Origin of the sequence: Pseudomyxococcus flavus, assembly GCF_050038885.1 — a bacterium.
Lineage (GTDB): Bacteria > Myxococcota > Myxococcia > Myxococcales > Myxococcaceae > Myxococcus > Myxococcus flavus.
This window is the reverse complement of the sequence record NZ_CP143624.1, coordinates 1,240,394-1,260,214: the sequence shown is the minus strand read 5'-3', so window position 1 is coordinate 1,260,214 and position 19,821 is coordinate 1,240,394. Positions and strand designations below refer to the sequence as shown.

Genomic DNA, 19,821 nt, shown 5'->3' with positions numbered 1-19,821 from the left:
TTGTTCTCTCAGGGCCGCCACGGTGCGCGCAGGGCGCTGCTGCTGGTGCTCCTCGTCTTGTCGGGGAGCGTGCTGCTGTTGCGCATGCCAGCGACCTGGGAAGTGGCCTGCACCCTGGGGCGCCGGCACCTGCCGGACGTGCTGGGGCTGGATGTCGGGCTTGGGCGCTGTGAGCTGGACCCGCTGGGCTCGCGGGTGGTGGTGCACGGCTTCTCGCTCTTCCTGCCGGGCACGGACACGCCGCTGGTGGCCGTGGACAGGGCGGAGGTGCAGCTCGGCTTCCTCCAGCCCCTGCGAGGCCGCCTGACGCTGGCGCAAGTGAAGGCATCGCGTCCACGCGTGGTGCTCGACCTGACGCAGCCGAGCACGCCTTCGGCGGAGAAGCCGGCGTTCTGCTTCCTGGAGCCGCTGGAGCACCTGCGCGTGGCGAACCTCGACATCGCCGGCGCGGAGCTGCGGCTGGCGTTGCCAGGGGGACGCCGCGTGGAGGTGGACGAGCTCGACGTCCGCTGGGACGAGCAGTGGGGCGTCATCGAGCTGGACGTGGAGGCCCGGCGCGGGCACGTCCGCCTGGGGCCGGGTGGACGGGAGCTGGCGCTGGGGCAGCTGGTGGTCGCGGGCGCGCTGGACCCGGACGAAGCGCTGCTGGAGCTGGAGCGCGCGGAGGTGTCGCTGGACGACATCACGACCACGGTGTCCGGCCGCGTGGACTCGCTGTGCGCGCCGCGGCTGGCCCTGGACGCGCAGGTGTTCCTCCCGCTGCGCGCGCTCTATCAGGCCCGGCTGATTCCCAGCCCCGCCACGGGGCACCTGTGGACGCGCGTGTCCATCGCGGGGAAGGCGGAGTCCCCCGCGGTGTCACTGGAGCTGTCGGGCAACAGCCTGGGCTACGCGCGGTTCGGGCCGACGAACCTCCAGGCCCGCGTGTCGTACTCGGGGGAGGAGGTCCGGCTGGAGGAGCTCACCGTCCCCGTGGGCGCGGGCAAGGTGCGCGCGACGGGGCGGCTGGGTCTCACGCCGAACCTCCCGCTGGAGGTCTCCCTGTCGACGGAGGACGCGTCGCTGGGCCGCATCCTGGACCGGGCGGGGGTGAAGGGCTCGTGGGTGGACTTCCCGGCCACGCTGGACGCGCAGCTCACTGGCAACCTGCTGCCGCGCTTCTCGCTGTCCGGGCCGCTGGATCTACGCACCGGCCGCTTCGTGCTGGCCACGCATGCGTTCGACACGCAGCCTCGCGACGGGCTCACCATCTTGACCTTCGAGAAGGGCCACGCGACGGCGCAGGTGAAGCTCCAGGCGGACCGGGTGTCCTTCAACCACATCAAGGCGGAGTCGGGCGGCTCGCGCGTGACGGGAGACGTGGCGCTGCTGATTGGGAGCGAGCTGGGAGTGGACATCCACGGACAGGGCGACCTGGACCTGGGGGACTTCGGCCACATCGCGGGCCTGCCCTGGGCGGGGCGCGGGAGCGCCACCTACGCGATTACGGGGCCCGCGTCGGACGTGAAGGTGGACGCGGGGCTGTCACTGCGCGACTTCGAGTTCTGGAACCTCTCGCTGGGCGTGCTGCAGGGGAAGCTCGGCTACAAGGACCAGCAGCTGACGTTCCCGGCCTTCACCGGCCAGAAGGGGCGCACGCAGTACTACGGCAAGGCGGGGGTGGGCTTCGGGCGGCTGCTCAACCTCCGGCTGGAGGTGAACGTCCCGCAGGGGCGCACCGAGGACCTCGTGGATGTGGTGGCGGGCCTGAGTCCCTCGCTCGCGCTGATGCAGGGCACGCTGGGCGGCACGGCTACCGGCCGGGTGGAGGTGGACAGCCCCGTGGAGAAGCTGGAGGGGCTGGTGGCGTTCGACATGAAGGACACCACCTACTACGGGCGGCGCATGGGGGACGGCGCGGCGCGGCTGCGCTTCGTGGATGGGAAGGCCATGGTGCTGGAGCGCACCACCCTCACGGGCCCCCTGGGCCGCACCTGGGCGGAGGGGACGTTCACCTTCGAGGGCGGCCTGGACTACCGCTTCGGGGGAGATGGCCTGTCGCTGGCGGAGGCCGTTGACCCCGAGCTCGCCGGGCGCATGGGCATCCAGGGCACCATGGTGATGGACGGCGTCGTGTCGGGCACCGCCGACGTGCCGGTGGTGGACGTCACGTTGCGCGCGCCGCGCGTCACCTTCGCGGAGCGGAACCTGGGCTTCATGGACCTCACCGGGAGGCTGGTGGGGAAGCGCTTCGAGGTGTGGGGCAACCCCTTCAAGGACGCCACGGGCCGCATCGTCATGAAGGTGCAGGATGGGTGGCCCTACGAAGCGCAGGGCTCGTTCGCGCTGCCGGAGATTCGCCCGCTGCTGCCGGACGCGCCCATGTGGGCGGGCGTGAGCGGCTCGCTCGCGGGCACCTTGAGCGCCAAGGGGCTGCTGCTGGAGCCCGCGGGCTCGCAGGTGAACGCCACCGTGGAGCGGCTGGTCCTCACACGCGATGACCTGCGGGGGGAGAACGCGGGCCCCATCGTCCTCGCGTATGCGGGCGGCCGGACGGACGTGCAGCCCTTCCGCTTCACCGGGCAGTACGTGGACCTGTCGCTGGGCGGGTGGATGAGCCCGCGCGGCCTGGACGTCACCCTCCGGGGCGGACTGGATGTGCGCATGCTGGAGTCGCTGATGCCGTCCATGGTGGAGCGCGCCTCCGGGCGCGTCACCGTGGACGCCGAGGCCTCCGGCACGCTGGAAAAACCCTCCGTGGTGGGGACCGCGGAGCTGTTCGACATGCGGCTGGCGCTGCGTGACTGGCCCGTCCAGGTGCGCAACATGGCCGGGCGCGTGGAGATGACGGGGCAGCGGGTGCTGGTGGAGCACCTGCAGGGCCAGGTCAACGAGGGACGCGTGTCCGCGCGTGGCGACGTGCGGCTGGAGCGCTTCCTGCCGCAGCGGCTGGGGCTCACCGTGCAGCTGGACGAAGTGCCCTACCGCCTCACGGAGGACCTGCCCGCGACCTTCTCCGGCTTGCTCCAGGTCGTGGGGCCCCCCAAGGGCTTCACCGTCACCGGCGGCATGGACATCGTGAAGATGCGCTACCAGAAGGCGCTGGACGTGGAGGCGCTGCTGAAGACGCTGCAGAAGCGCACCGCGCATCCGGTGGCGGCGTCCGCGTCCGCGTCCGGCGAGCCGCCGAAGCCCTGGGTCATCTGGGATGTGAACGTGCACTTCGGCGACGTCCGGGTGGACAACAACCTGGCGAAGGCCCGCCTGCTCGGCGATGTGCGGCTGACGGGGACGGACCTGCGGCCGGGCCTGCTTGGCCGGGTGGAGCTGGCGGAGGGCAGCCAGGCGTTCTTCCGCAACAACCCCTTCACCATCAATCAGGGGCAGCTGGAGTTCCAGGACGCGACGCAGATCGACCCTGTCTTCGAGGTCCAGGCCCAGACGCAGGTGCGCGAGTACGTGGTGCGGCTGCACGCCTTCGGCAAGGTGGCGGACCCGCAGATTCTGCTCTCCTCCGAGCCAGCGCTGGTGGAAGGGGACATCATCTCCCTGCTCACCCTGGGTTTCACCTCGTCCGACCAGGACACGGCCGTCTCCGCGAGCGCCGGCCTGGCCGCCGAGGCCCTCTTCAACGTGTCGGGCCTGGACCGCCAGCTCCAGCGGCTCCTTCCCAGCAATCCGGTGTTGAGGGATTTGTCCCTGCAGATTTCGACCACCTACAACGACGCCACCCGGCAGGCGGAGCCCACCGCGCAACTGGAGTCGAAGTTCCTGAGCGAGCAGCTTAAAATCGGCATGACGCAACCCGTGAGCGGGCGCGGCACGCGGGCGCGGGCCGAGTACCGTTTCGATGACCGACTTTCCGCGCAGGCCCAGTGGGACAACGAGAACAACGAAGCCTCGTTTGGAAACCTCGGGCTCGAGCTGAAGCTGAGCTGGGAGGTCGAGTAGCCCGCGCCATCGCGCTGCTGGCGCTGGGGCTCTGCGTCCTCTTCTCGGGCGCCGCGCACGCCCAGGGCGACGACGGAAGCGGATTCGGTGCCGAAGTCATCGCCGTGGAGCTGCACCTCCCCGGGGGCGCCGACGCGCAGGGGCTGAGCGACCTGGTCGCGGTGCGCAAGGGGCAGACGCTGTCGCCAGGCGCGGTGCGGCGCTCCGTGGAGCGGCTGTGGGCCACGGGCCGCTTCACCGACGTGGTGGCGCGCACGGAGCCGGTGAAGGGCGGCGTGCGGCTGATGTTCCAGCTCACGCCCGTTGCCCGCCTGGCGCGGCTGCGCTTCGAGGGCAATGCCGTGCTGTCGGACGGAGAGCTCCTGGAGGCCAGCGGCTTGCTGGAGGGCGGGCCCCTGGACGGGGAGGAGCTGGATGGCGCGGTGGCGTCCGTGCTCCAGGCCTACCAGCGCAAGGGCTACGACGCGGCGAAGGTCACCGTGACGCAGGAGCCGGTGACGGACGGCGTCGCGGTGGTGCTCACCGTTGCCGAGGGCCTGCCCACGCGCGTCCGCCAGGTGACCTTCTCCGGCAGCCCGGGCCTGACGCTGTCCCGGCTGCTGGAGGTGCTGGAGCTGCGGCCGGGGCAGGTGTTCGACCGGTCGCGCCTGTCCAGCTCGCTGGACCACCTGCGCACGCTGCTGCGCGAGGAAGGCTACTGGCGCGCGCAGGTGGGCGCTCCGGCGGTGCTGGTGGAGGGCAGCCTCGCGTCGGTGGCGGTGCCGCTGTCCGCGGGGCCCCGCTACGTGCTGCGCTTCCATGGCAACCGCCACTTCCCGCAGGCTGTCCTGCTGCGCGTGCTGGCCCACGACACCTCGGAGCCCATGGACGAGGTGCTCGCGGGCCGCCTGGCTCGGCGCGTGGAGGCGTTCTACCGCTACCGCGGCTTCCTCGACGTGCGCGTGCGCGCCCGCGAGGTGCTCCGCCCCGATGGCGAGGCCGCGGCGCTGGTGTTCGACGTGGAGGAGGGGCATGTGACGCGCGTCGTGGACGTGCGCTTCCACGGCAACGCCGGGCTGCCCGCCGAGACGTTGCGCGCCCTGCTCTCGGAGCGGGTGCTGGCGGGCATGACGCGGCCGGAGCTGGACCTGCGGATGCTCGATGACCCCCTGAATACAGAGGGACGCCACGGCCCGGAGCTCCCGGGCGTCGCGCCGCCTCCGCCGCCTTCCACGGTGTACGTGGAGGAGGCATGGCAGGAGGCCGTGGAGGTCATGAACGAGGCCTACCGCGAGCAGGGCTATCTCTCCGCGGTGGTGTCGTTCCGAGGGCTGACGGTGGACGTCGTGGGGCGCACGGCCGTCGCCGATTTCGACGTGGAGGAAGGGCCCCAGGCGCGGCTGGTGAAGGTGGACTTCGATGGCGTGCCACCGGGCCTGTCGTCCTGGGGCCTGGGGCCGCGCATCCGCAAGGGCGAGCCGCTGAGCTTCGACGCGGTGGAGTCCTCGCGTCAGGCGCTGGAGCAGGAGCTGGGGCGGCAGGGCTACCTCTTCGCGCGCGTCACCACGGAGACGGGCGTCGGCGAGGACGGGACGCAGGCGACCGTCGTCTTCCGCGCGGACGCAGGGCCGCAGGTGAAGGTGGGGCGGATTCTGGTGCAGGGCCTGACGCGCACCGACCCGGAGCTGGTCCTGGCCAATCTGGCGGTGGAGGAGGGCAAGCCCGTCTCGCTGGACGAGCTGACGGAGGGGCAGCGCCGCCTGTCCCGGCTGGGCGTGTTCCGACAGGTGGACGTGGCGCTGGCCGACCCCACGCGGCGAGAAGAGGCCAAGGACGTGCTGGTGACGGTCCAGGAGCGGCCCCGGCTGGATGGCCAGGTGTCCGCCGGCTACTTCCTGGTGGACGGCCCCCGCATCACGCTCGACACGGCCTACCGCAACCTGGATGGGATGGGGCTCAGCCTGCTGGCGCGCGGGAAGATCAACTACGCGGGCTTCAGCGCGGATGCGCTGTCCCAGGACCGGCGCATCGCCTGCCGGCAGGTGGTGCCCGGTGGAGGGCCGGCCCCGGGCTGTGATTTGGAGCTGCGGGGCATCAACGGCTTCGGCGGGCGGGGCAACCTCGCGCTGTCGCAGCCGCGGCTGTTCTTCCTCCTGCCGCTACAGGTGGGGGCCCGCCTGGACCTGATTGGCGAGCGCGTGCACCGGCCCTCCTACGTGTCCACGCGGTTCGCGGCGGCCGCCGCCACGGACTGGGCGGTGGCGTCGTGGCTCACCGTGTCGCTGTCCTACGAAGTGGAGAACAACCGGCTCCGCTCGCGCGCGGGTGTGCTCGAGCTGCTCAACCGCGCCGACCGGGAGCGGCTGCGCTACCCGTTCGGCGACTTCGCGCTGCACTCGCTGCGGCCCTCCGCCACGCTCGACTTCCGGGACGACCCGGCCAATCCGCGGCGCGGCGTGGTGTTCGTCTCCAGCGCGGAGTTCACGCGCGGGTTGAGCGTGAAGCCCACGGACGTCGCCGGCAACCGCGTGGACGCGTATCCCATCGACGGCGTGAAGCTGTCCGGCAGCCTGAGTGGCTACATCCCGCTGGGGCGCAGGGCGAGCGTGGCGCTGTCCGCGCGCGCGGGCACCATCCTCCCGCTGGAGCCGGAGGCGCAGGCCATTGGCTCGAAGCTGTTCTACCTGGGCGGCTCGTCGAGCCTGCGAGGCTTCCGCGAGGACGGCGTGTTGCCCGAGGACGTGCGCGTGGCCCTGCACCAGCGGCTGCGCGACTGCCGGGCGCTGATTTCGCCGTCGGGGTGCTCCGCCGAGCTGAAGGCGGTGCTGGCGGGGCAGGTGCCCGCGAGCCAGGGCGGCGAGCTCTTCACGCTGGGGAAGGCGGAGCTGCGCCTGCCGGCCCTGTCCTCCGTGGACCTGGGGCTCTTCTTCGAGGCGGGCAATCTGTGGCTGGACCGGACGCAGTTCGACCCGGGGCGGCTGCGCTACGCGGCCGGCGCGGGCCTGCGCTACGTGACGCCCGTGGGCCCGCTGGCCTTCGACGTGGGTTTCAACCTGGACCCCGACGATGCGATCAACGAGGCGACCACGCAGTTCCACTTCAGCATCGGCACGTTCTGAGGAAGGGGAGGGTGCATGCGCTGGCGGAGTTGGGCGGTGGGACTGGGGCTGCTGGGCGCCGTCGCCGGCTGCGGGCATACGAAGGCGTCCGACGCAGGGCCCGCGCGGCCGAAGTGGATGCCGCCGGAGGGGACGTGTCCGCGGGGCGCGTTGCTCCAGATGGAGCGCCTGGGCCTGAAGCCCGGGGACAAGGTCCCCGTCATCGTGGATGCCATCCAGGACCACCCGGGGCCGGCGCGCTACAACTACAGCTTCGTGATTGCCCTGCCGCGTGGCGAGGGGGAGCAGAAGCTCCCGGGGGCGCGCATCGGCGGGCGCCTGTACGTGACGAAGCACCGCGTCTTCGGCCGGTATGACCGCATCTTCCTGCCGGAGTCCGGGGCGATGTCGGTGCCCTTCTGCGGCATCCTCCTGGACTCGCGCTGGGACAAGGACGGCGAGGGCCTGATTGCGTACCCGAGCCCGATGAAGGGCTTCTCCGTGGTGCAGGACAACACGGGTGTCATCCAGGTGGTGGACCGGTATCCCTGAGACGTGGAGTACAGTCCCCAGCGTGTTCTACGCGTGCGTGCGTGCGGTGGTGGCCCTGTGCCTGCGGCTCTTCTACCGGGTGAAGGTGAATGCCCCGGCGCTGGAGCCGGACGGCCCGGTGCTCTTTGTCGGCAACCACCCGAACGGGCTCATCGACCCGGCGCTGGTGTTCATCCTCACGCGGCGCAAGGTGACCTTCCTGGCGAAGGCGCCGCTGTTCCGGATGCCCGTCATCGGCTGGCTGCTGAAGGGGCTGGACGCGCTGCCCGTGTACCGCAAGCAGGATGACCCGTCGAAGATGGCGGGCAACGAGGGCACGCTGGAGGCGGCGAAGGGCGCGCTGGTGCAGGGCCGCGCCATCACCATCTTCCCCGAGGGGAAGAGCCACTCGGAGCCCGGGCTCGCCGAGCTGAAGACGGGCGCGGCGCGCATCGCCCTGAGCGCGGCGAAGGCGGGAGCGCCCGTGCGCATCATCCCCGTGGGGCTCACCTACGCGGAGAAGCATGTGTTCCGCAGCGAGGTGCTCATCGACGTGGGCCCCGCAATCGACGTGGCGGCCTTCCTGCCCGCGGACGCCGCCGCGGAGCCCGACGCCGTCCGGGCCCTCACCGAGCGCATCGCCGAAGGGCTGCGCGCGGTGACGCTGAACCTGGAGCAGTGGGCGGACCTGCCGCTGGTGCAGCTCGCCGAGCAGCTCTTCGCCTTCAAGCAGGGGGGGGCGCTCGACGCGGAGCGGCTCCGGCTGTGGGCGCGCGGCGTCCAGCTCTTCCGTGCCCGGGAGCCGGAGCGCTTCGAGGGGCTCCGCGCGCACCTGGCCGCCTTCCAGCATCGGCTGGCGCTGGTCCAGGCGACCGGGCCGGAGGACCTGGCGCTCGTCTACCGCCCCGGAAACGTGGTGCCCTTCGTCGTGAAGAACCTGCTGGCGCTGGTGCTGGGACTGCCGCTGTTCGCGCTCGGCCTGGGCCTGTTCTGGCTGCCGTACCAGGTGCCGCGGCTCGCCAGCCGCAGCGCCGAGCTGGACGTGCAGGCGACGGTGAAGTTCCTCACCGCCTTCGTGGTGGCGCTGGTGTGGTGGGGGGCGCTGACGGCCGCCGCGGCGGTTTGGGGCGGCGCCGCGCTGGCGGTGGCCGTCTTCGTGGCGGTGCCGCCGCTGGCGCTCTTCACCCTCTACTTCTCGGAGCGCTGGGAGGCGCTCCAGCGCGACATCCGCGTGTTCTTCACGCTGGGCAACCGCGCGCGGCTCAAGGCGCTGCTGCTCGCGGATGGCGAGCGGCTGGCCTCGGAAGTGGAGCGCCTGGCCGATGAGTACCGGCCGCGGCTGGATGCCACCGCCCGAAGCTAGCGCGCCCGGGGCACCGCTTCCCGGAAGAGCTTCGCACCCAGCAGCAGCGCGAAGCCGCCCAGGAGGACCGGCAGCGCATTCACGGCGATGGCGGTGTGCAGGCTGGACGCGTCCGCGATGTTGCCGATGAGCGTGGGCGAAATCGCGTCACCGAGCAGGTGGATGCACAGCACGTTCAGCCCCATGGCGAACGCGCGGAACGCGGGCGGCACGCAGTTGACGATGGCCGCGTTGATGGGGCCGCTGTTGAGGAAGATGAGGAACTGCGCCACGGCAATCGCGGCGAAGGTCGGGCCGACGGCGTCCAGGTTGACCGCCAGGTACATGCACGGCGCCGCGAGCAGCAGGCCGATGCCCGACATCCAGAGCCCGCCGCCCTCGCGTCTGCGGTCCAGCTTGTCGCCGAGCCAGCCGCCCGCCACCGTCCCCAGCAGCCCCGCCACCGCCGTAATCGCGCCGAAGATGAAGCCCGAGCTGTCCTGCGCGAGGCCCCGTTCACGCACCAGGTACGTGGGCATCCAGAAGCCCAGTCCGCCGATGGAGAACGTCATCAACGTGTAGCCGGCGGTCACCGCCCAGAAGGCCGCGTTGCGCCCCAGCCCCTTCAGGCCCACGAGGAAGGGCAGCTTTGCCTCCGCGTCCGGCCCGTCCATGGCGCCCCGCTGGGGCTCCGGCATGAAGAAGGCCATGGCGCCCAGAATCAGGCCCGGGACGCCGCCCGCGAAGAAGGCGACGTGCCACGAGTAGGCCTGCGTCAGCCACCCGCCGAGGCCGTAGCCCGCCGCCGCGCCCACGGGAATGGCGATGTAGAAGAACGCCAGCATCCGCGTGCGCTGCTCCCGGGGGTACAGGTCCGAGATGATGCTCGGCGCCACCGCGCCGTAGCCGGCCTCACCGATGCCAATCACCGCGCGAGCCAGGAGCAGCGCGCCGAACGACGTGGCCAGCCCGCTGGCCCCGGTGGCGAGGCTCCAGAGAATCACGCCGCCGGCCACGAGCAGCCGCCGCGGGAAGCGGTCCCCGAGGAACCCTCCCACCGGCGAGGCCAGCATGAACACCACGATGAACATGGTGCCCAGCAGGCCGGACTGCGTGTCGTTGATGCCGAATTCCTTCTGGATGCCCGGCAGCGCCACCGCGACGATGTAGCGGTCGAGGTAGTTGACCAAGTTGATGAGGGTGAGGATGAGCAGCGCATAGCCCGCGTTGCTGGCGGGCGCGGCGGGCGCGGCCGGTGAGGCCGCGGGTTGGGCGTTCATGGAGAGGTGGCTCCGGCTCCGAAGCGGTGCGCGAGCAGGCCCCAGCGCAGCCCCCTGTCACTCACCCGGCACGCGTCCAGGCCCAGGGCCTTCACCGCTTCGAGCAGGATGAGTGCACCGGCGGGGATGACATCCGCGCGCTTGGGCTGCATGCCGGGCAGGGGGCGTCGCTGCTCCAGCGGGAGGCCGCACAGCCGGTCCGTCAGGGCGGACAGCTCGCCCACGGACAGCGTGCCGCCGTGGACCTGCTCCGCGACATACGGGGCGATGCCGTGCTGGACGGCGTACAGGGTCGTCACGGTGCCCGCCACGCCCACCAGCGCGGCACCTGGAGGCGGAGCAGGGAGGGCCCGGAACGTCTCCCGGAGGTGCGCCTCGACGCGTGCGCGGTCCTCGGCCGTCATCGGGTCCGAGCGGACGAAGCGCTCCGTGAGCCGCACCGCGCCCACGTCGAAGCTGTGGCGGAAGTCCACGTGGCCGCCGCGGTTGCCGTAGATGAACTCGGTGGAGCCGCCGCCGATGTCGAGCACCAGCAGCGGGCCCGCGGCGTCCGCCGCGAAGTCCGCGTGCACCGCGGCGAAGGACAGCTCCGCCTCCATGGCGCCGGAGATGATTTCCACCGTCACGCCCGCGCGGGCCTTCGCCGCCGCCAGGAACTCCGCGCCATTCTCCGCGTCGCGCGCGGCGCTGGTGGCGGAGACGGCGATGGCTTGCGCGCCCAGCGCGTGCGCCTCGCTGGCGAAGGACTCCAGCACCTGGAGCGTCGCCTCCATGCCCTCGGGAGAGAGCCGGCGCGTCGCGTCCACGCCCCGGCCCAGGCGGGTGATTTCCGCGCGCTCCTTCACCGCTTCGAAACGGCCGTCCGGCATGCGCTCGGCGACGAGCAGCAGCACCGAGTTGCTTCCCACATCGATGGTGGCGAAACGCGACATGCGCGGCAGCCTACTCAACGCAGCAGCGCTTCCAAAGCGCTGCCCAGGGCCTCGTAGTCGGCCGGGGTGTTGTAGAGCTGCGCGGAGATGCGCACATGCCGGTGCGGCGGACGCGGCCAGGGGGTGATTTGCGCCTCGATGCGGTAGTCGTCGAAGAGGCGCAGGTGGAGCGGGTCCACGAAGAGCGGGGGCTCGGGCGCTTCCGGGAAGCCGTCCGGCAGGGCCACCGTGGCCATGCTGCCCACCATGTCCTCGGGGCAGGGGGGCTGGGTGCCCAACCGGGCGCACAGCATGTTTTGCGCCGCAAGCGCCTTGGCGCGGTTGGAGGTCATCACCTCGGGCCAGCCGCCGGGGAGCAGGCCTCCCACGACGCGAATCACCTCGGGCACGCAGAGCACGGCGGAGGGGTCGTGCGTCCCCGTCCAGTCGAAGTCGAGCCGGAAGCGCGAGCGGTCCGTCCGCCGGGAGTTGTGCCCGTGGCTGATGGCCAGCGGCTTGATTGCGGGCTGGAGCTCCCTGCGGACGTGGAGGAACGCGGCGCCCTTGGGCGCGCACATCCACTTGTGGCAGTTGCCGGTGTAGTAGCCCGCGCCCAGCGTGCGAAGCGACAGCGGCAGCATGCCCGGCCCGTGCGCGCCATCCACCAGCGTCTCCACACCGCGCTCGCGCAGCGCGGTGACGAGCTGCGCCAGCGGCATCACCAGGGCCGTCTGACTGGAGACATGGTCCACCAGGAACAGGCGCGTGCGCGGCGTCACGTGGGGCAGCACCGCGTCCACGACCGACTGCGCGGAGGGCACCGGCCAGGGCAGCTTCGCCACCACCACCTTCGCGCCCCACTGGGAGGCGACGAAGTCCAGGGCGTTGCGGCTGGCGTTGTATTCGTGGTCGGTGGTGAGCAGCTCGTCGCCGGGGGCGAAGCGCAGCGAGCGCAGCACCGTGTTGACGCCCGCGGTGGCATTGGGGACGAAGCCCAGGTCGTCCGCGTCCGCGTCGAGGAACTCGGCCAGCGCCGTGCGGGCGTCGTCGAGGAGGGGCTCGATTTCGCGGTGGAGGAAGCGCACCGGTTCCGCCTCCAGGCGGGCCCGCAGCTCGGACTGGCGCTGGAGGACGGCCGTGGGGCAGGCCCCGAACGAGCCGTGGTTCAGGAAGATGACCTCGGGGTCCAGGCTCCAGTGGCTTCGGAAGGACGCGCTCATGCGCAAGGACTCGACCCGAGCGGGCTGTTCCTGTCAACGCACCGCAGGAGCATCCGGCATGGGCCGACGGGGCACTGTCCGGAGGCACTCAGATATCGATGCGGTGCTTGCCCGATGCCGGCTTCCACCGAGGGGGCGCCACGGGCCTGGACGAGGCGCGTCGCCTCTTCCCGCGAAAGGGCTGGGGCTCGAGCGCCCCAGCCGTGCGAGTCGCAACTACTGCGCCTGCGGCAGCGGCGCCCAGTCCGGCGTCTGGTAGACGCCCTTCTCGGCGCGCAGAGGCAGCTGGTTGTTGCCGTCCGCCGTCATGACGTAGAGCTGCGAGCCGCCGTTGCGCGTGGACGTGAAGACGATGAGGCGGCCGTTGGGAGAGAAGGCGGGCTCCTCGTTGCTGCCCTGGTCCTGCGTGAGGCGCGTCACCTTGCCCGTCTCCACGTTGATGGTGAAGAGGTCGAAGGCGTTGCGCTCGTCGCGAGCGGTGAAGACGATGAGGTCCCCGCGCGGCGACCAATCCGGCGTCTGGTTGTAGTTGCCCTGGAAGGTGAGCCGGCGCACGCCCGTGCCATCCGCGTTCATCACATAGACCTGCGGGCTGCCGCCCCGGTTGGACACGAAGGCGATGCGCTTGCCATCCGGAGACCAGGTGGGGCTGGTGTTGAGGCCGTAGGGCGTGTCGGTGAGCGCGCGGTTGCCGCTGCCGTCGACGTTGGCCACGTAGATTTGCGCGCTCTCGCCCTCCGCCAGGGAGTAGGCGATGCGCTTGCCGTCCGGAGAGAAGGCCGCGCCCGTCGCCATCTGCCCACCGGAGATGACCGCGCGCGCCTCGCCGCCGGGCGCCTGCACGTAGATGTCCGGGCGGTTCTTCCGGTACGTGGTGAAGGCGACCTGCGCGCCGTCCGGGCTCAGCGCGGGCAGGATGTTGATGCCGCCCTTGGTGAGCGCGCGGGCGTTGCCGCCATCCCAGTCCGCCACGACGACGTCGCGGTTGTTGCCCGCCTTGCGCACGTAGGCGATGCGCGACAGGAAGGGGCTGGGCTCGCGGGTGAAGTGCCGGTAGAGCGCGTCCGCCAGCCGGTGCGCGAGCAGGGAGGCGTTGTCGGCCGGCGCGTCCTTGGACACCTTCAGGTCCTCGCGGCCGGTGCCCACGTTGAACAGGCGCATCTCACCGCGCAGCACGCCGCCGTCCTGCGCCAGCGACACCTTCACGAGCGCCTCGGCGCCCACGTCCGACCAGCGGCTGAAGTTGATGCTGGCCGCCGCCATGCCTTCCTTCGGGTCCGCGGTGAAGCCCTTGCGGTCCAGCACCTGGAGGATGCCAGAGGCGGACAGGTCGAAGCTGAAGGCCGCGTCGAACGGGGCCGCCAACGCCTTCGCGCCGTCGTTCTGCGTCAGGGGGGCGGGCACCGCCACCGGCAGCGGACGGAAGTTGGCGCCGGAGATTTCGATGGTGGGCGCCTGCGCGAGCGCGACGACGGGGAGCAACAGGAGGGAGAGGAGCAGGGCTTTCATAGGGCGTTGAACACCAGGTTGACGCCACTCTTCTGCAGGGCGTCCCGGAGATGGTCCGGGGGAGGAGAAAAGGGCGCGGCCTTGCGCACGGCCGTGATGACGGCCGCGTCGAAGAGGTCGTTCCCACTGGCCTTGGTGAGATTCACGTCCAGCACTTCACCCGTGCGGCCCAGGCGCACCGCCACCATGGCCTTGAGGTGCAGCCGCTCGGATTCGGGGATGGTGTCCGCCACGCTGTAGTGACGGCGCACCTGAGACTGCAGCAGGCCGAAGTAGCGCTCGCCCTCCGCGGTGGCCGAGTCGCCGTCCGGGTCTCCGTCCTCGGCGCCCTCCGCTTCCTCGGGCTCGGCGGCCTTGGCCGTCTTGTCGAAGGCGCCGAAGAGGCGCTTGCGCCGGTCCTCACCCGTGTCCTCGCCCTTCTGCGGCGTGGGCTTGGACGGAGACGGCTCCGGCTGGACACCCGGAACGGGCACCGCCACCTTGGCGGGCGTGGGCGGCGGAGGCGGCGCTTCGGGAGCGGGCTTGGGCGCTTCCACCTTCTTGGGCGGCGGCGGCAGCTGCTCCTTGCGCGGCAGCAGCTTGGAGTCGCGGGGCTTGCCCAGGCGCACCAGCGTGGCGCGGATGGGCTTGGCGTCCAGGTCCACCTTGGGGCCGGAGGAGAAGCGTGCGTACGCAATCGCCGCCACGAGCACCAGGACGTGCCCCACCACCGACACCACCACGAAGCGCGACATCCGAGTGGAGCGCGTGACGAGCAGGCTGTGGCTGACCGCGGAGTGCGTCATGGGCTAGCGCTTCGCTTCCTTCGACTTGCCTTTGCCGGTGTTGGACGTCCGGCCCCCGGCCGACGGGTCCGTAATCATGCCCACGTTGCCGATGCCGGCGCGCTGGGCCGCGGCCATCACCTCCACCACCACACCGTACGGCACGTCCCGGTCCGCGTGGAGATAGACCTCCTTGTCGGCCTGCGCCTTGGCGTTGGCGGCCAGCTTCTGCTCCAGCTCCTCCAGCGCCACCTCGGCATCGCCGATGTAGACCTTGCGACCCGCGTCGATGGAGAGCACGAGCTTCTTCTCCGTGGCCTCCACCGGCGCGGCCCGCGTCTCCGGCAGGTTCACCTTCACGCCCTGCTGGATGAGCGGGGCCGTCACCATGAAGATGATGAGCAGCACCAGCATCACGTCCACCATGGGCGTGACGTTGATCTCGCTCATGGTGGTGCGGCCACCGCCGCGGTTTCCTCCGCCCATTCCCATGGTCGCGCCCGCCTACCGGAAGAAGTGACGCTTGATGATGTTGAGGAAGTCCGCGGAGAAGTTCGACATCTCCGTGTCGAACACCTTGATGCGGCTGACGAACGAGTTGTAGGCGACCACCGCCGGAATCGCCGCGAACAGGCCGGCGGCGGTGGCGAAGAGCGCGTTGCCCACGGGCGCGGCCACGGTGGCCAGCGTCGCGTTGCCCTGCTCGGCAATCTGGTTGAACGCGCTCAGGATGCCGATGACGGTGCCGAACAGGCCCACGAAGGGCGCGGCCGCGCCCACCGTGCCCAGGAAGGACACCCGGTTCTCCAGCTCCGTGATTTGCGCGGTGGCGGCGCGGTGGAGCGCGCGCTCCACGTTCTCGATGCCGCCCAGCCGCTCGGCCAGGGCGCCGCCCTCGCCGCCGCCTTCCTTGGCCTGCGCCAGCTTGGTCAGCTCCTCGTAACCGGCGCAGAAGACCTTGGACAGCGGCGAGCCGTCCAGCTTCTGGGCCGACTGGTAGATGGCCTCCAGCCGGGAGGCCTTCCAGAAGGTGTCAAGGAAGGTGAGAGACTGTGCGCGGGCCTTGGCGAGCTGGGACGCCTTCATGGCGATGAGGGCCCAGGAGGCGACGGATACGCCCATCAGGAGCAGGAGGACGGCCAGCTCGATGAAGGAGGCGTCGCGGATGATCTCCACGTAGTTCATGGCGCCAAGCGCCAGGGGCAGGTGGGGCGTCATGGGGAGCAGCGCGTAACACTCCGATTAGACAGGGTCAAACAATGGGGGGACGGTTGGTTGCTTGAGCCGGATTGCCCATGAGGGTGAATAATTCCCGGCGTTGCCCGTCGGATGGAGCAGAAACGGGCCGAACACCTCACCGCCCCACCGATAGGTGCCCCATGAACTCCCGGTTGTTGGTCGCATTCCTCTGCATGTTTGCGATCCTCCCTGGCTGCATCGTCAACGAGTCGCCCCGCTACGAGGGGGACGTGACCTTCCGTTGGAGCTTCGGCGGACTCCGCTGCTCCGAGGACCGCGCCGTGATGGGCGTCAATGTCATCATCCCGGGCGAGTCGCTGGCCAACGGCGGCCGCTACAATTGCGAGACGAACGGCTTCGACGGCATCGTCCTCCACGACTTCTTGCCGGGGACGTACGAGTTCCACCTGGAGGGCGTCAGCTACACCAACGAGCTGCTGTACGAGGCCCACGGCACCTTCACCGTGGACGGTGATGTGTCGGTGAACGTGGACATGACGCCGGTGGGAAGCCCGCCGTCCTTCGCCTACCTGAGCTGGCTCTTCCCGGCGAACACGTACAGCCCCAGCCCCAACTGCAACCAGGCGGGAATCACCCACATCGAGTTCCGCATCGATGATGGAGAGTGGGAGCGCGCCGAGTGCTGGGAGGGCCACGGCGGCAACCAGATCCAGACACGGTACCTGGCGCCGGGCTATCACGACGTGGAGTTCGTCGCCGTCGATGCGCAGGGGCGGCCCTGGTACTACTTCATCGGCGGAATCGACACCCAGGCGAGCCGGCCGACCTCGCACACGGTCTCGCTGTGGGCTGTCGGTGGGGCTTCCGTCCGGTGGGTGCTGCGCTCGTGGTACGGCACGCCGCTGAGCTGCTACGAGGCCGGGGTGACCCGCGTGGGCATCAACTTCCGGGACTACTACACGGGCGAGCTCGTGTACGGCGACGTCGGCGACTGGCATGACTGCATCGACTCTCCGACGCCGACCCCGGTGGTGTACGAGTTCCTGCGGCCCGGCCGCTACGTGGTCGAGATGTACGCCCAGGCATACGATGGCCGCGAGTACTTCTCTCCCATCGACTCGCCTGTCATCGACGTGGTGGCCCACGAGTTCCCGGGCCCCAACGCCGCGCTGCCGGTGTACCTCACCCAGGAGTAGGCGCGGGCGGCAGGCGGGGAAGTGAGCGGAGGGCCGGGGCGGATGCTCCGGCCCTTCGTGCTTGCGGGGACCGCCGCTGGCGCTGGCATCAAACGTGATAGGGACACGCCCCATGCGGCAAGGCAGCCACAGTCCCATTGGCGTGTTCGATTCAGGCGTCGGAGGGCTCACCGTCCTCAAGGCGCTCATGTCCCGGCTTCCCCACGAGAGCACGGTGTACCTGGGGGACACCGCGCGGGTGCCCTACGGCACCAAGTCTGGCGAGGTGGTGACGCGTTACTCGCTGAAGAACGCGGAGTTCCTGCTGGAGCGCGGCATCAAGCTGCTGGTGGTGGCCTGCAACACCGCCTCGGCGGTGGCGCTGCCCGCGCTGGAGGCGGCGCTCCCGGTGCCCGTGGTGGGCGTCATCCTCCCGGGGGCGCAGGCGGCGCTGGCGCGCACGCGAGGAGGTGGGGTGGGTATCATCGGCACACCCGGCACCATCCGCTCCGGGGCCTACCAGCGCGCGCTCGAGGCCGCGGACCCGCGGGTGCGGGCCAAGGCCCGCGCCTGCCCGCTCTTCGTGCCCCTGGCGGAGGAGGGCTGGACCACGGGCGACGTCCCGCTGCTGGTGGCGCGAGACTACCTGGCCGAGTTCACCCGGGACGGCGTGGACACGCTGGTGCTGGGCTGCACGCACTATCCGCTGCTCAAGGGCGTCATCGCGGAGGTGGTGGGGCCGCGGGTGGCGCTGGTGGACTCCGCGGAGGCCACCGCCGAGGCTGTGGCCACGCTGCTCGCGGAGCGGGGCGGCCTGGCCTCTGGGGAGCACGGCTCGCCGTCACACGCGTACTACGTGACGGACGTGCCCGAGCGCTTCATGGAGGTGGGGGCCCGCTTCCTGGGGCGGCCCATCACCGCCGCCGAGCAGGTGGACCTGACCTTCTGACGTGACGCCTGACACGCCGCAGTGGAGGGCGGCGCCTGTCCCTAGGGGGCTTCGTCAGGTGGCGCCAGCAGCCGCGCGGGCGGTGGCACGGAGCGGCCGCTTCAGACCGACGGCCGGGAGGAGGCGGGCTTCTCCGGGGCGGTGGCCTTGGTGAGCAGCTCCTTGGCGGCCTGGACCACCGGGGCCTCGCTGGTGCTCTCCGCGGCGACCAGCGCGAGGGCCGCCTCGGCGCCGATGTCGTCCTGGCGCGGCAGTTGGCCGGTGGCCCAGGTGATGAGGCGCTCGGCGGCGGGGAAGAAGTGGATCATCGTCAGCGGCTTGTTCAGCCAGCCCACGGTGATGCAGTAGTACTTGTTGTACGGCTTGGTGTGATGGATGCGGTGGTGGTCGGGCGGGAGGATGAGGTGCACGCGCTGGAGGAAGCCGACGAGCGCGGGCGGCGTGTCCATGTGCGACCACTTGTGGAACTGATTGGTCGCCATCACCCAGAAAATCATCGCGCCCAGGAAGGACGCGCAGAACACCCAGCCGGGGCTGCTCATGGGCATGCACAGGGCCATGATGGCCACGGGCAGGGAGATGAGGCAGTTGTTGCCGTTCGTCTCCACGAAGTCGTGGCGGGTGATGGCCTTCTCGTCCACGTGGTGCTCGCGGAAGGGGCGGATGAGCGCCTTGCCGAGGATGGGCATCTCCGTGGAGCCCCACGTGTCGCCCAGCCAGTGCACGAAGCCCGAGACGAAGTCCGCGGCGAGGTAGCCCAGCAGCACCGCGCTCAGCAGCAGCCAGGTGCCCGTGTGCGGATTGCCCCACAGCCGGTACACCAGGGCCGCCTCCAGGGAGATGAAGGAGACGATGGCGCCAATCTCCATCGCGCGGATGGCGGGTGAGTACCCCTGGGCCAGCACCTGCGCATCCTGCTGGCGCACTTTCTTCTCAATCTCTTGGGTCTTCATCCGGGCGTCCTGGCCGTTCGTGGGGTCGTTGAGAACCACGTCCGTCCGCTTGTACGTATCCCAGCCGCTTTCGGCTTTTCAACGGACGCGCCGGGCGAATGCGTGGGCCTGCACGGTTGGTGGGGCTGGGAGCCGCTCGCGCGCAAGGGACACAGGGCAGGTCACGCTTACCTTGTGTCGTGAGGATGCGGCTGGTACGGTCCGCGACCTCGGCGATGACGAAAACCTTCGAAAAAGCCGTCACCGGCTTCAACCACAACATCAAGCACAAGGGGAAGGTCTACCACGTCCAGACCGAGGACTCGGGCATCAACAACCCCCACATCATCACCCACCTGTTCGTGGGCGGGAACATCCTCGCGTCGAAGAAGACGTCCTACGCGGACATCCTCAACGCGGAGAACCTCGCGGAGGTCGTGCGTGAGTTGATGGAGGAGCAGCACAAGGAGATGCTGCGCAACCTCATCAACGGGGTGTACGACAGCTACGAGTCCACCGCGCGCAGCTACCAGCCCGGTCAGCTCGCGGCGGATGGGGACGCCGCGCAGGTGAAGCTGCAGCCAGGGCAGTCCATGGCGCAGCGGCCCGCGCCGCCCCCGCAGCCCGTGGCCCCGCCCGCTCCCGCCGTGGTTCCTCCGGAGGTCGCCGCCGCGCGCGCCCTCAAGGAGAAGCCGAAGATCAACGAGATTGGCGTGGAGACGCTCTTCGGCGAGGACCTCATCTCCGAGAAGAGCCTCGACGAGGTCATCCTCAGCTACCTGGCGGGTGAGGGCGAGCAGTAGCCCTCCCGCGAAGGTCCTACGTCCGCGCTGGATGGGGCACCTGCGTGCCACTCCGGTGCTGCGTGTGTGTGTGTGCCGCGCCAGGCCTTTCTGACGCGCGCCCGCGGCCTCGGGGTGGGGCGCGTCAGCCGGGGCCGGCACGTCGTGCGCGTGCATCCAGCCCGGCTGCCTGGGCCTCGGGGGCCATCGAGGCTCCCT

Annotated in this window: 15 protein-coding genes; 7 read left to right on the top strand and 8 right to left on the bottom strand. The window is 70.6% G+C overall.

From position 1 onward, the window contains the following. From VZL07_RS05245 to VZL07_RS05230, 4 genes are read left to right on the top strand one after another with little or no spacing between them, the layout of a single operon-like run. Positions 1-3,930 (top strand): translocation/assembly module TamB domain-containing protein, encoded by a 3,930-nt coding sequence (locus VZL07_RS05245; RefSeq protein WP_426754233.1) that lies wholly within the window; start codon positions 1-3, stop codon positions 3,928-3,930. A gap of 14 nt (positions 3,931-3,944) precedes the next feature. Continuing rightward, positions 3,945-7,028 carry a POTRA domain-containing protein gene (locus tag VZL07_RS05240; protein WP_426757237.1) on the top strand — a complete coding sequence of 1,028 codons (3,084 nt, stop codon included), beginning with the start codon at positions 3,945-3,947 and terminating at the stop codon, positions 7,026-7,028. A 15-nt stretch (positions 7,029-7,043) separates the two neighbouring features. Then, positions 7,044-7,559, top strand: coding sequence for a hypothetical protein (locus tag VZL07_RS05235; RefSeq protein ID WP_426754232.1), 516 nt, complete (start codon positions 7,044-7,046; stop codon positions 7,557-7,559). 22 nt (positions 7,560-7,581) lie between these two features. After that, on the top strand, positions 7,582-8,901 hold the full coding sequence (locus VZL07_RS05230) for a lysophospholipid acyltransferase family protein (RefSeq protein WP_426754231.1): 1,320 nt from the start codon (positions 7,582-7,584) through the stop codon (positions 8,899-8,901). Here the strand turns inward: VZL07_RS05230 and VZL07_RS05225 are convergent. The 7 genes from VZL07_RS05225 to VZL07_RS05195 form a co-directional block, all read right to left on the bottom strand. After that, complete coding sequence (locus VZL07_RS05225; RefSeq protein ID WP_426754230.1) at positions 8,898-10,160, bottom strand: spinster family MFS transporter; 1,263 nt, start codon at positions 10,158-10,160, stop codon at positions 8,898-8,900. The two genes, VZL07_RS05230 and VZL07_RS05225, sit on opposite strands and share 4 nt — an antisense overlap. Further along, on the bottom strand, positions 10,157-11,092 hold the full coding sequence (locus VZL07_RS05220; RefSeq protein ID WP_426754229.1) for a Ppx/GppA family phosphatase: 936 nt from the start codon (positions 11,090-11,092) through the stop codon (positions 10,157-10,159). Before VZL07_RS05220 ends, VZL07_RS05225 begins: the two co-directional genes overlap by 4 nt. Before the next feature lie 14 nt (positions 11,093-11,106). After that, positions 11,107-12,291 (bottom strand): aminotransferase class V-fold PLP-dependent enzyme, encoded by a 1,185-nt coding sequence (locus VZL07_RS05215; RefSeq protein WP_426754228.1) that lies wholly within the window; start codon positions 12,289-12,291, stop codon positions 11,107-11,109. A gap of 216 nt (positions 12,292-12,507) precedes the next feature. Further along, a complete protein-coding gene (gene tolB / locus VZL07_RS05210) occupies positions 12,508-13,800 on the bottom strand; it encodes a Tol-Pal system beta propeller repeat protein TolB (RefSeq protein ID WP_426754227.1) in 1,293 nt (430 codons plus the stop codon). Next, a complete protein-coding gene (locus VZL07_RS05205; protein ID WP_426754226.1) occupies positions 13,797-14,585 on the bottom strand; it encodes an energy transducer TonB in 789 nt (262 codons plus the stop codon). Before VZL07_RS05205 ends, tolB begins: the two co-directional genes overlap by 4 nt. Positions 14,586-14,588: 3 nt before the next feature. Further along, positions 14,589-15,056 carry a protein TolR gene (gene tolR / locus VZL07_RS05200; protein WP_426754225.1) on the bottom strand — a complete coding sequence of 156 codons (468 nt, stop codon included), beginning with the start codon at positions 15,054-15,056 and terminating at the stop codon, positions 14,589-14,591. Between the two features lie 12 nt (positions 15,057-15,068). Beyond that, a complete protein-coding gene (locus tag VZL07_RS05195) occupies positions 15,069-15,782 on the bottom strand; it encodes a MotA/TolQ/ExbB proton channel family protein (protein WP_426754224.1) in 714 nt (237 codons plus the stop codon). Positions 15,783-15,976: 194 nt separating this feature from the next. On the opposite strand from VZL07_RS05195, the gene VZL07_RS05190 reads away from it, so the two are divergent. Both VZL07_RS05190 and murI read left to right on the top strand, forming a co-directional pair. After that, entirely contained in the window at positions 15,977-16,960 is a 984-nt protein-coding gene (locus VZL07_RS05190; RefSeq protein ID WP_426754223.1) for a hypothetical protein, read from the top strand. A 112-nt stretch (positions 16,961-17,072) separates the two neighbouring features. Beyond that, entirely contained in the window at positions 17,073-17,888 is an 816-nt protein-coding gene (gene murI / locus VZL07_RS05185; RefSeq protein ID WP_426754222.1) for a glutamate racemase, read from the top strand. A gap of 101 nt (positions 17,889-17,989) precedes the next feature. Here the strand turns inward: murI and carF are convergent, their stop codons facing one another. Further along, positions 17,990-18,841 carry a plasmanylethanolamine desaturase gene (carF, locus tag VZL07_RS05180; protein ID WP_426754221.1) on the bottom strand — a complete coding sequence of 284 codons (852 nt, stop codon included), beginning with the start codon at positions 18,839-18,841 and terminating at the stop codon, positions 17,990-17,992. Positions 18,842-19,056: 215 nt separating this feature from the next. Here carF and VZL07_RS05175 point away from each other — a divergent pair, with 215 nt between their 5' ends. Next, positions 19,057-19,623, top strand: a complete 567-nt coding sequence (locus tag VZL07_RS05175; RefSeq protein WP_426754220.1) for a hypothetical protein — start codon at positions 19,057-19,059, stop codon at positions 19,621-19,623. Positions 19,624-19,821 lie beyond the last annotated feature (198 nt).

Excerpts from the sequence above, each read along its gene's own strand:
- VZL07_RS05205 (WP_426754226.1), bottom strand. The coding sequence starts at position 14,585 with ATGACGCACTCCGCGGTCAGCCACAGCCTGCTCGTCACGCGCTCCACT.
- VZL07_RS05220 (WP_426754229.1), bottom strand. The coding sequence starts at position 11,092 with ATGTCGCGTTTCGCCACCATCGATGTGGGAAGCAACTCGGTGCTGCTG.
- tolB (WP_426754227.1), bottom strand. The coding sequence starts at position 13,800 with ATGAAAGCCCTGCTCCTCTCCCTCCTGTTGCTCCCCGTCGTCGCGCTC.
- murI (WP_426754222.1), top strand. The coding sequence starts at position 17,073 with ATGCGGCAAGGCAGCCACAGTCCCATTGGCGTGTTCGATTCAGGCGTC.
- carF (WP_426754221.1), bottom strand. The coding sequence starts at position 18,841 with ATGAAGACCCAAGAGATTGAGAAGAAAGTGCGCCAGCAGGATGCGCAG.
- VZL07_RS05195 (WP_426754224.1), bottom strand. The coding sequence starts at position 15,782 with ATGACGCCCCACCTGCCCCTGGCGCTTGGCGCCATGAACTACGTGGAG.
- VZL07_RS05225 (WP_426754230.1), bottom strand. The coding sequence starts at position 10,160 with ATGAACGCCCAACCCGCGGCCTCACCGGCCGCGCCCGCCGCGCCCGCC.
- tolR (WP_426754225.1), bottom strand. The coding sequence starts at position 15,056 with ATGGGAATGGGCGGAGGAAACCGCGGCGGTGGCCGCACCACCATGAGC.
- VZL07_RS05215 (WP_426754228.1), bottom strand. The coding sequence starts at position 12,291 with ATGAGCGCGTCCTTCCGAAGCCACTGGAGCCTGGACCCCGAGGTCATC.
- VZL07_RS05190 (WP_426754223.1), top strand. The coding sequence starts at position 15,977 with ATGTTTGCGATCCTCCCTGGCTGCATCGTCAACGAGTCGCCCCGCTAC.
- VZL07_RS05235 (WP_426754232.1), top strand. The coding sequence starts at position 7,044 with ATGCGCTGGCGGAGTTGGGCGGTGGGACTGGGGCTGCTGGGCGCCGTC.
- VZL07_RS05175 (WP_426754220.1), top strand. The coding sequence starts at position 19,057 with ATGACGAAAACCTTCGAAAAAGCCGTCACCGGCTTCAACCACAACATC.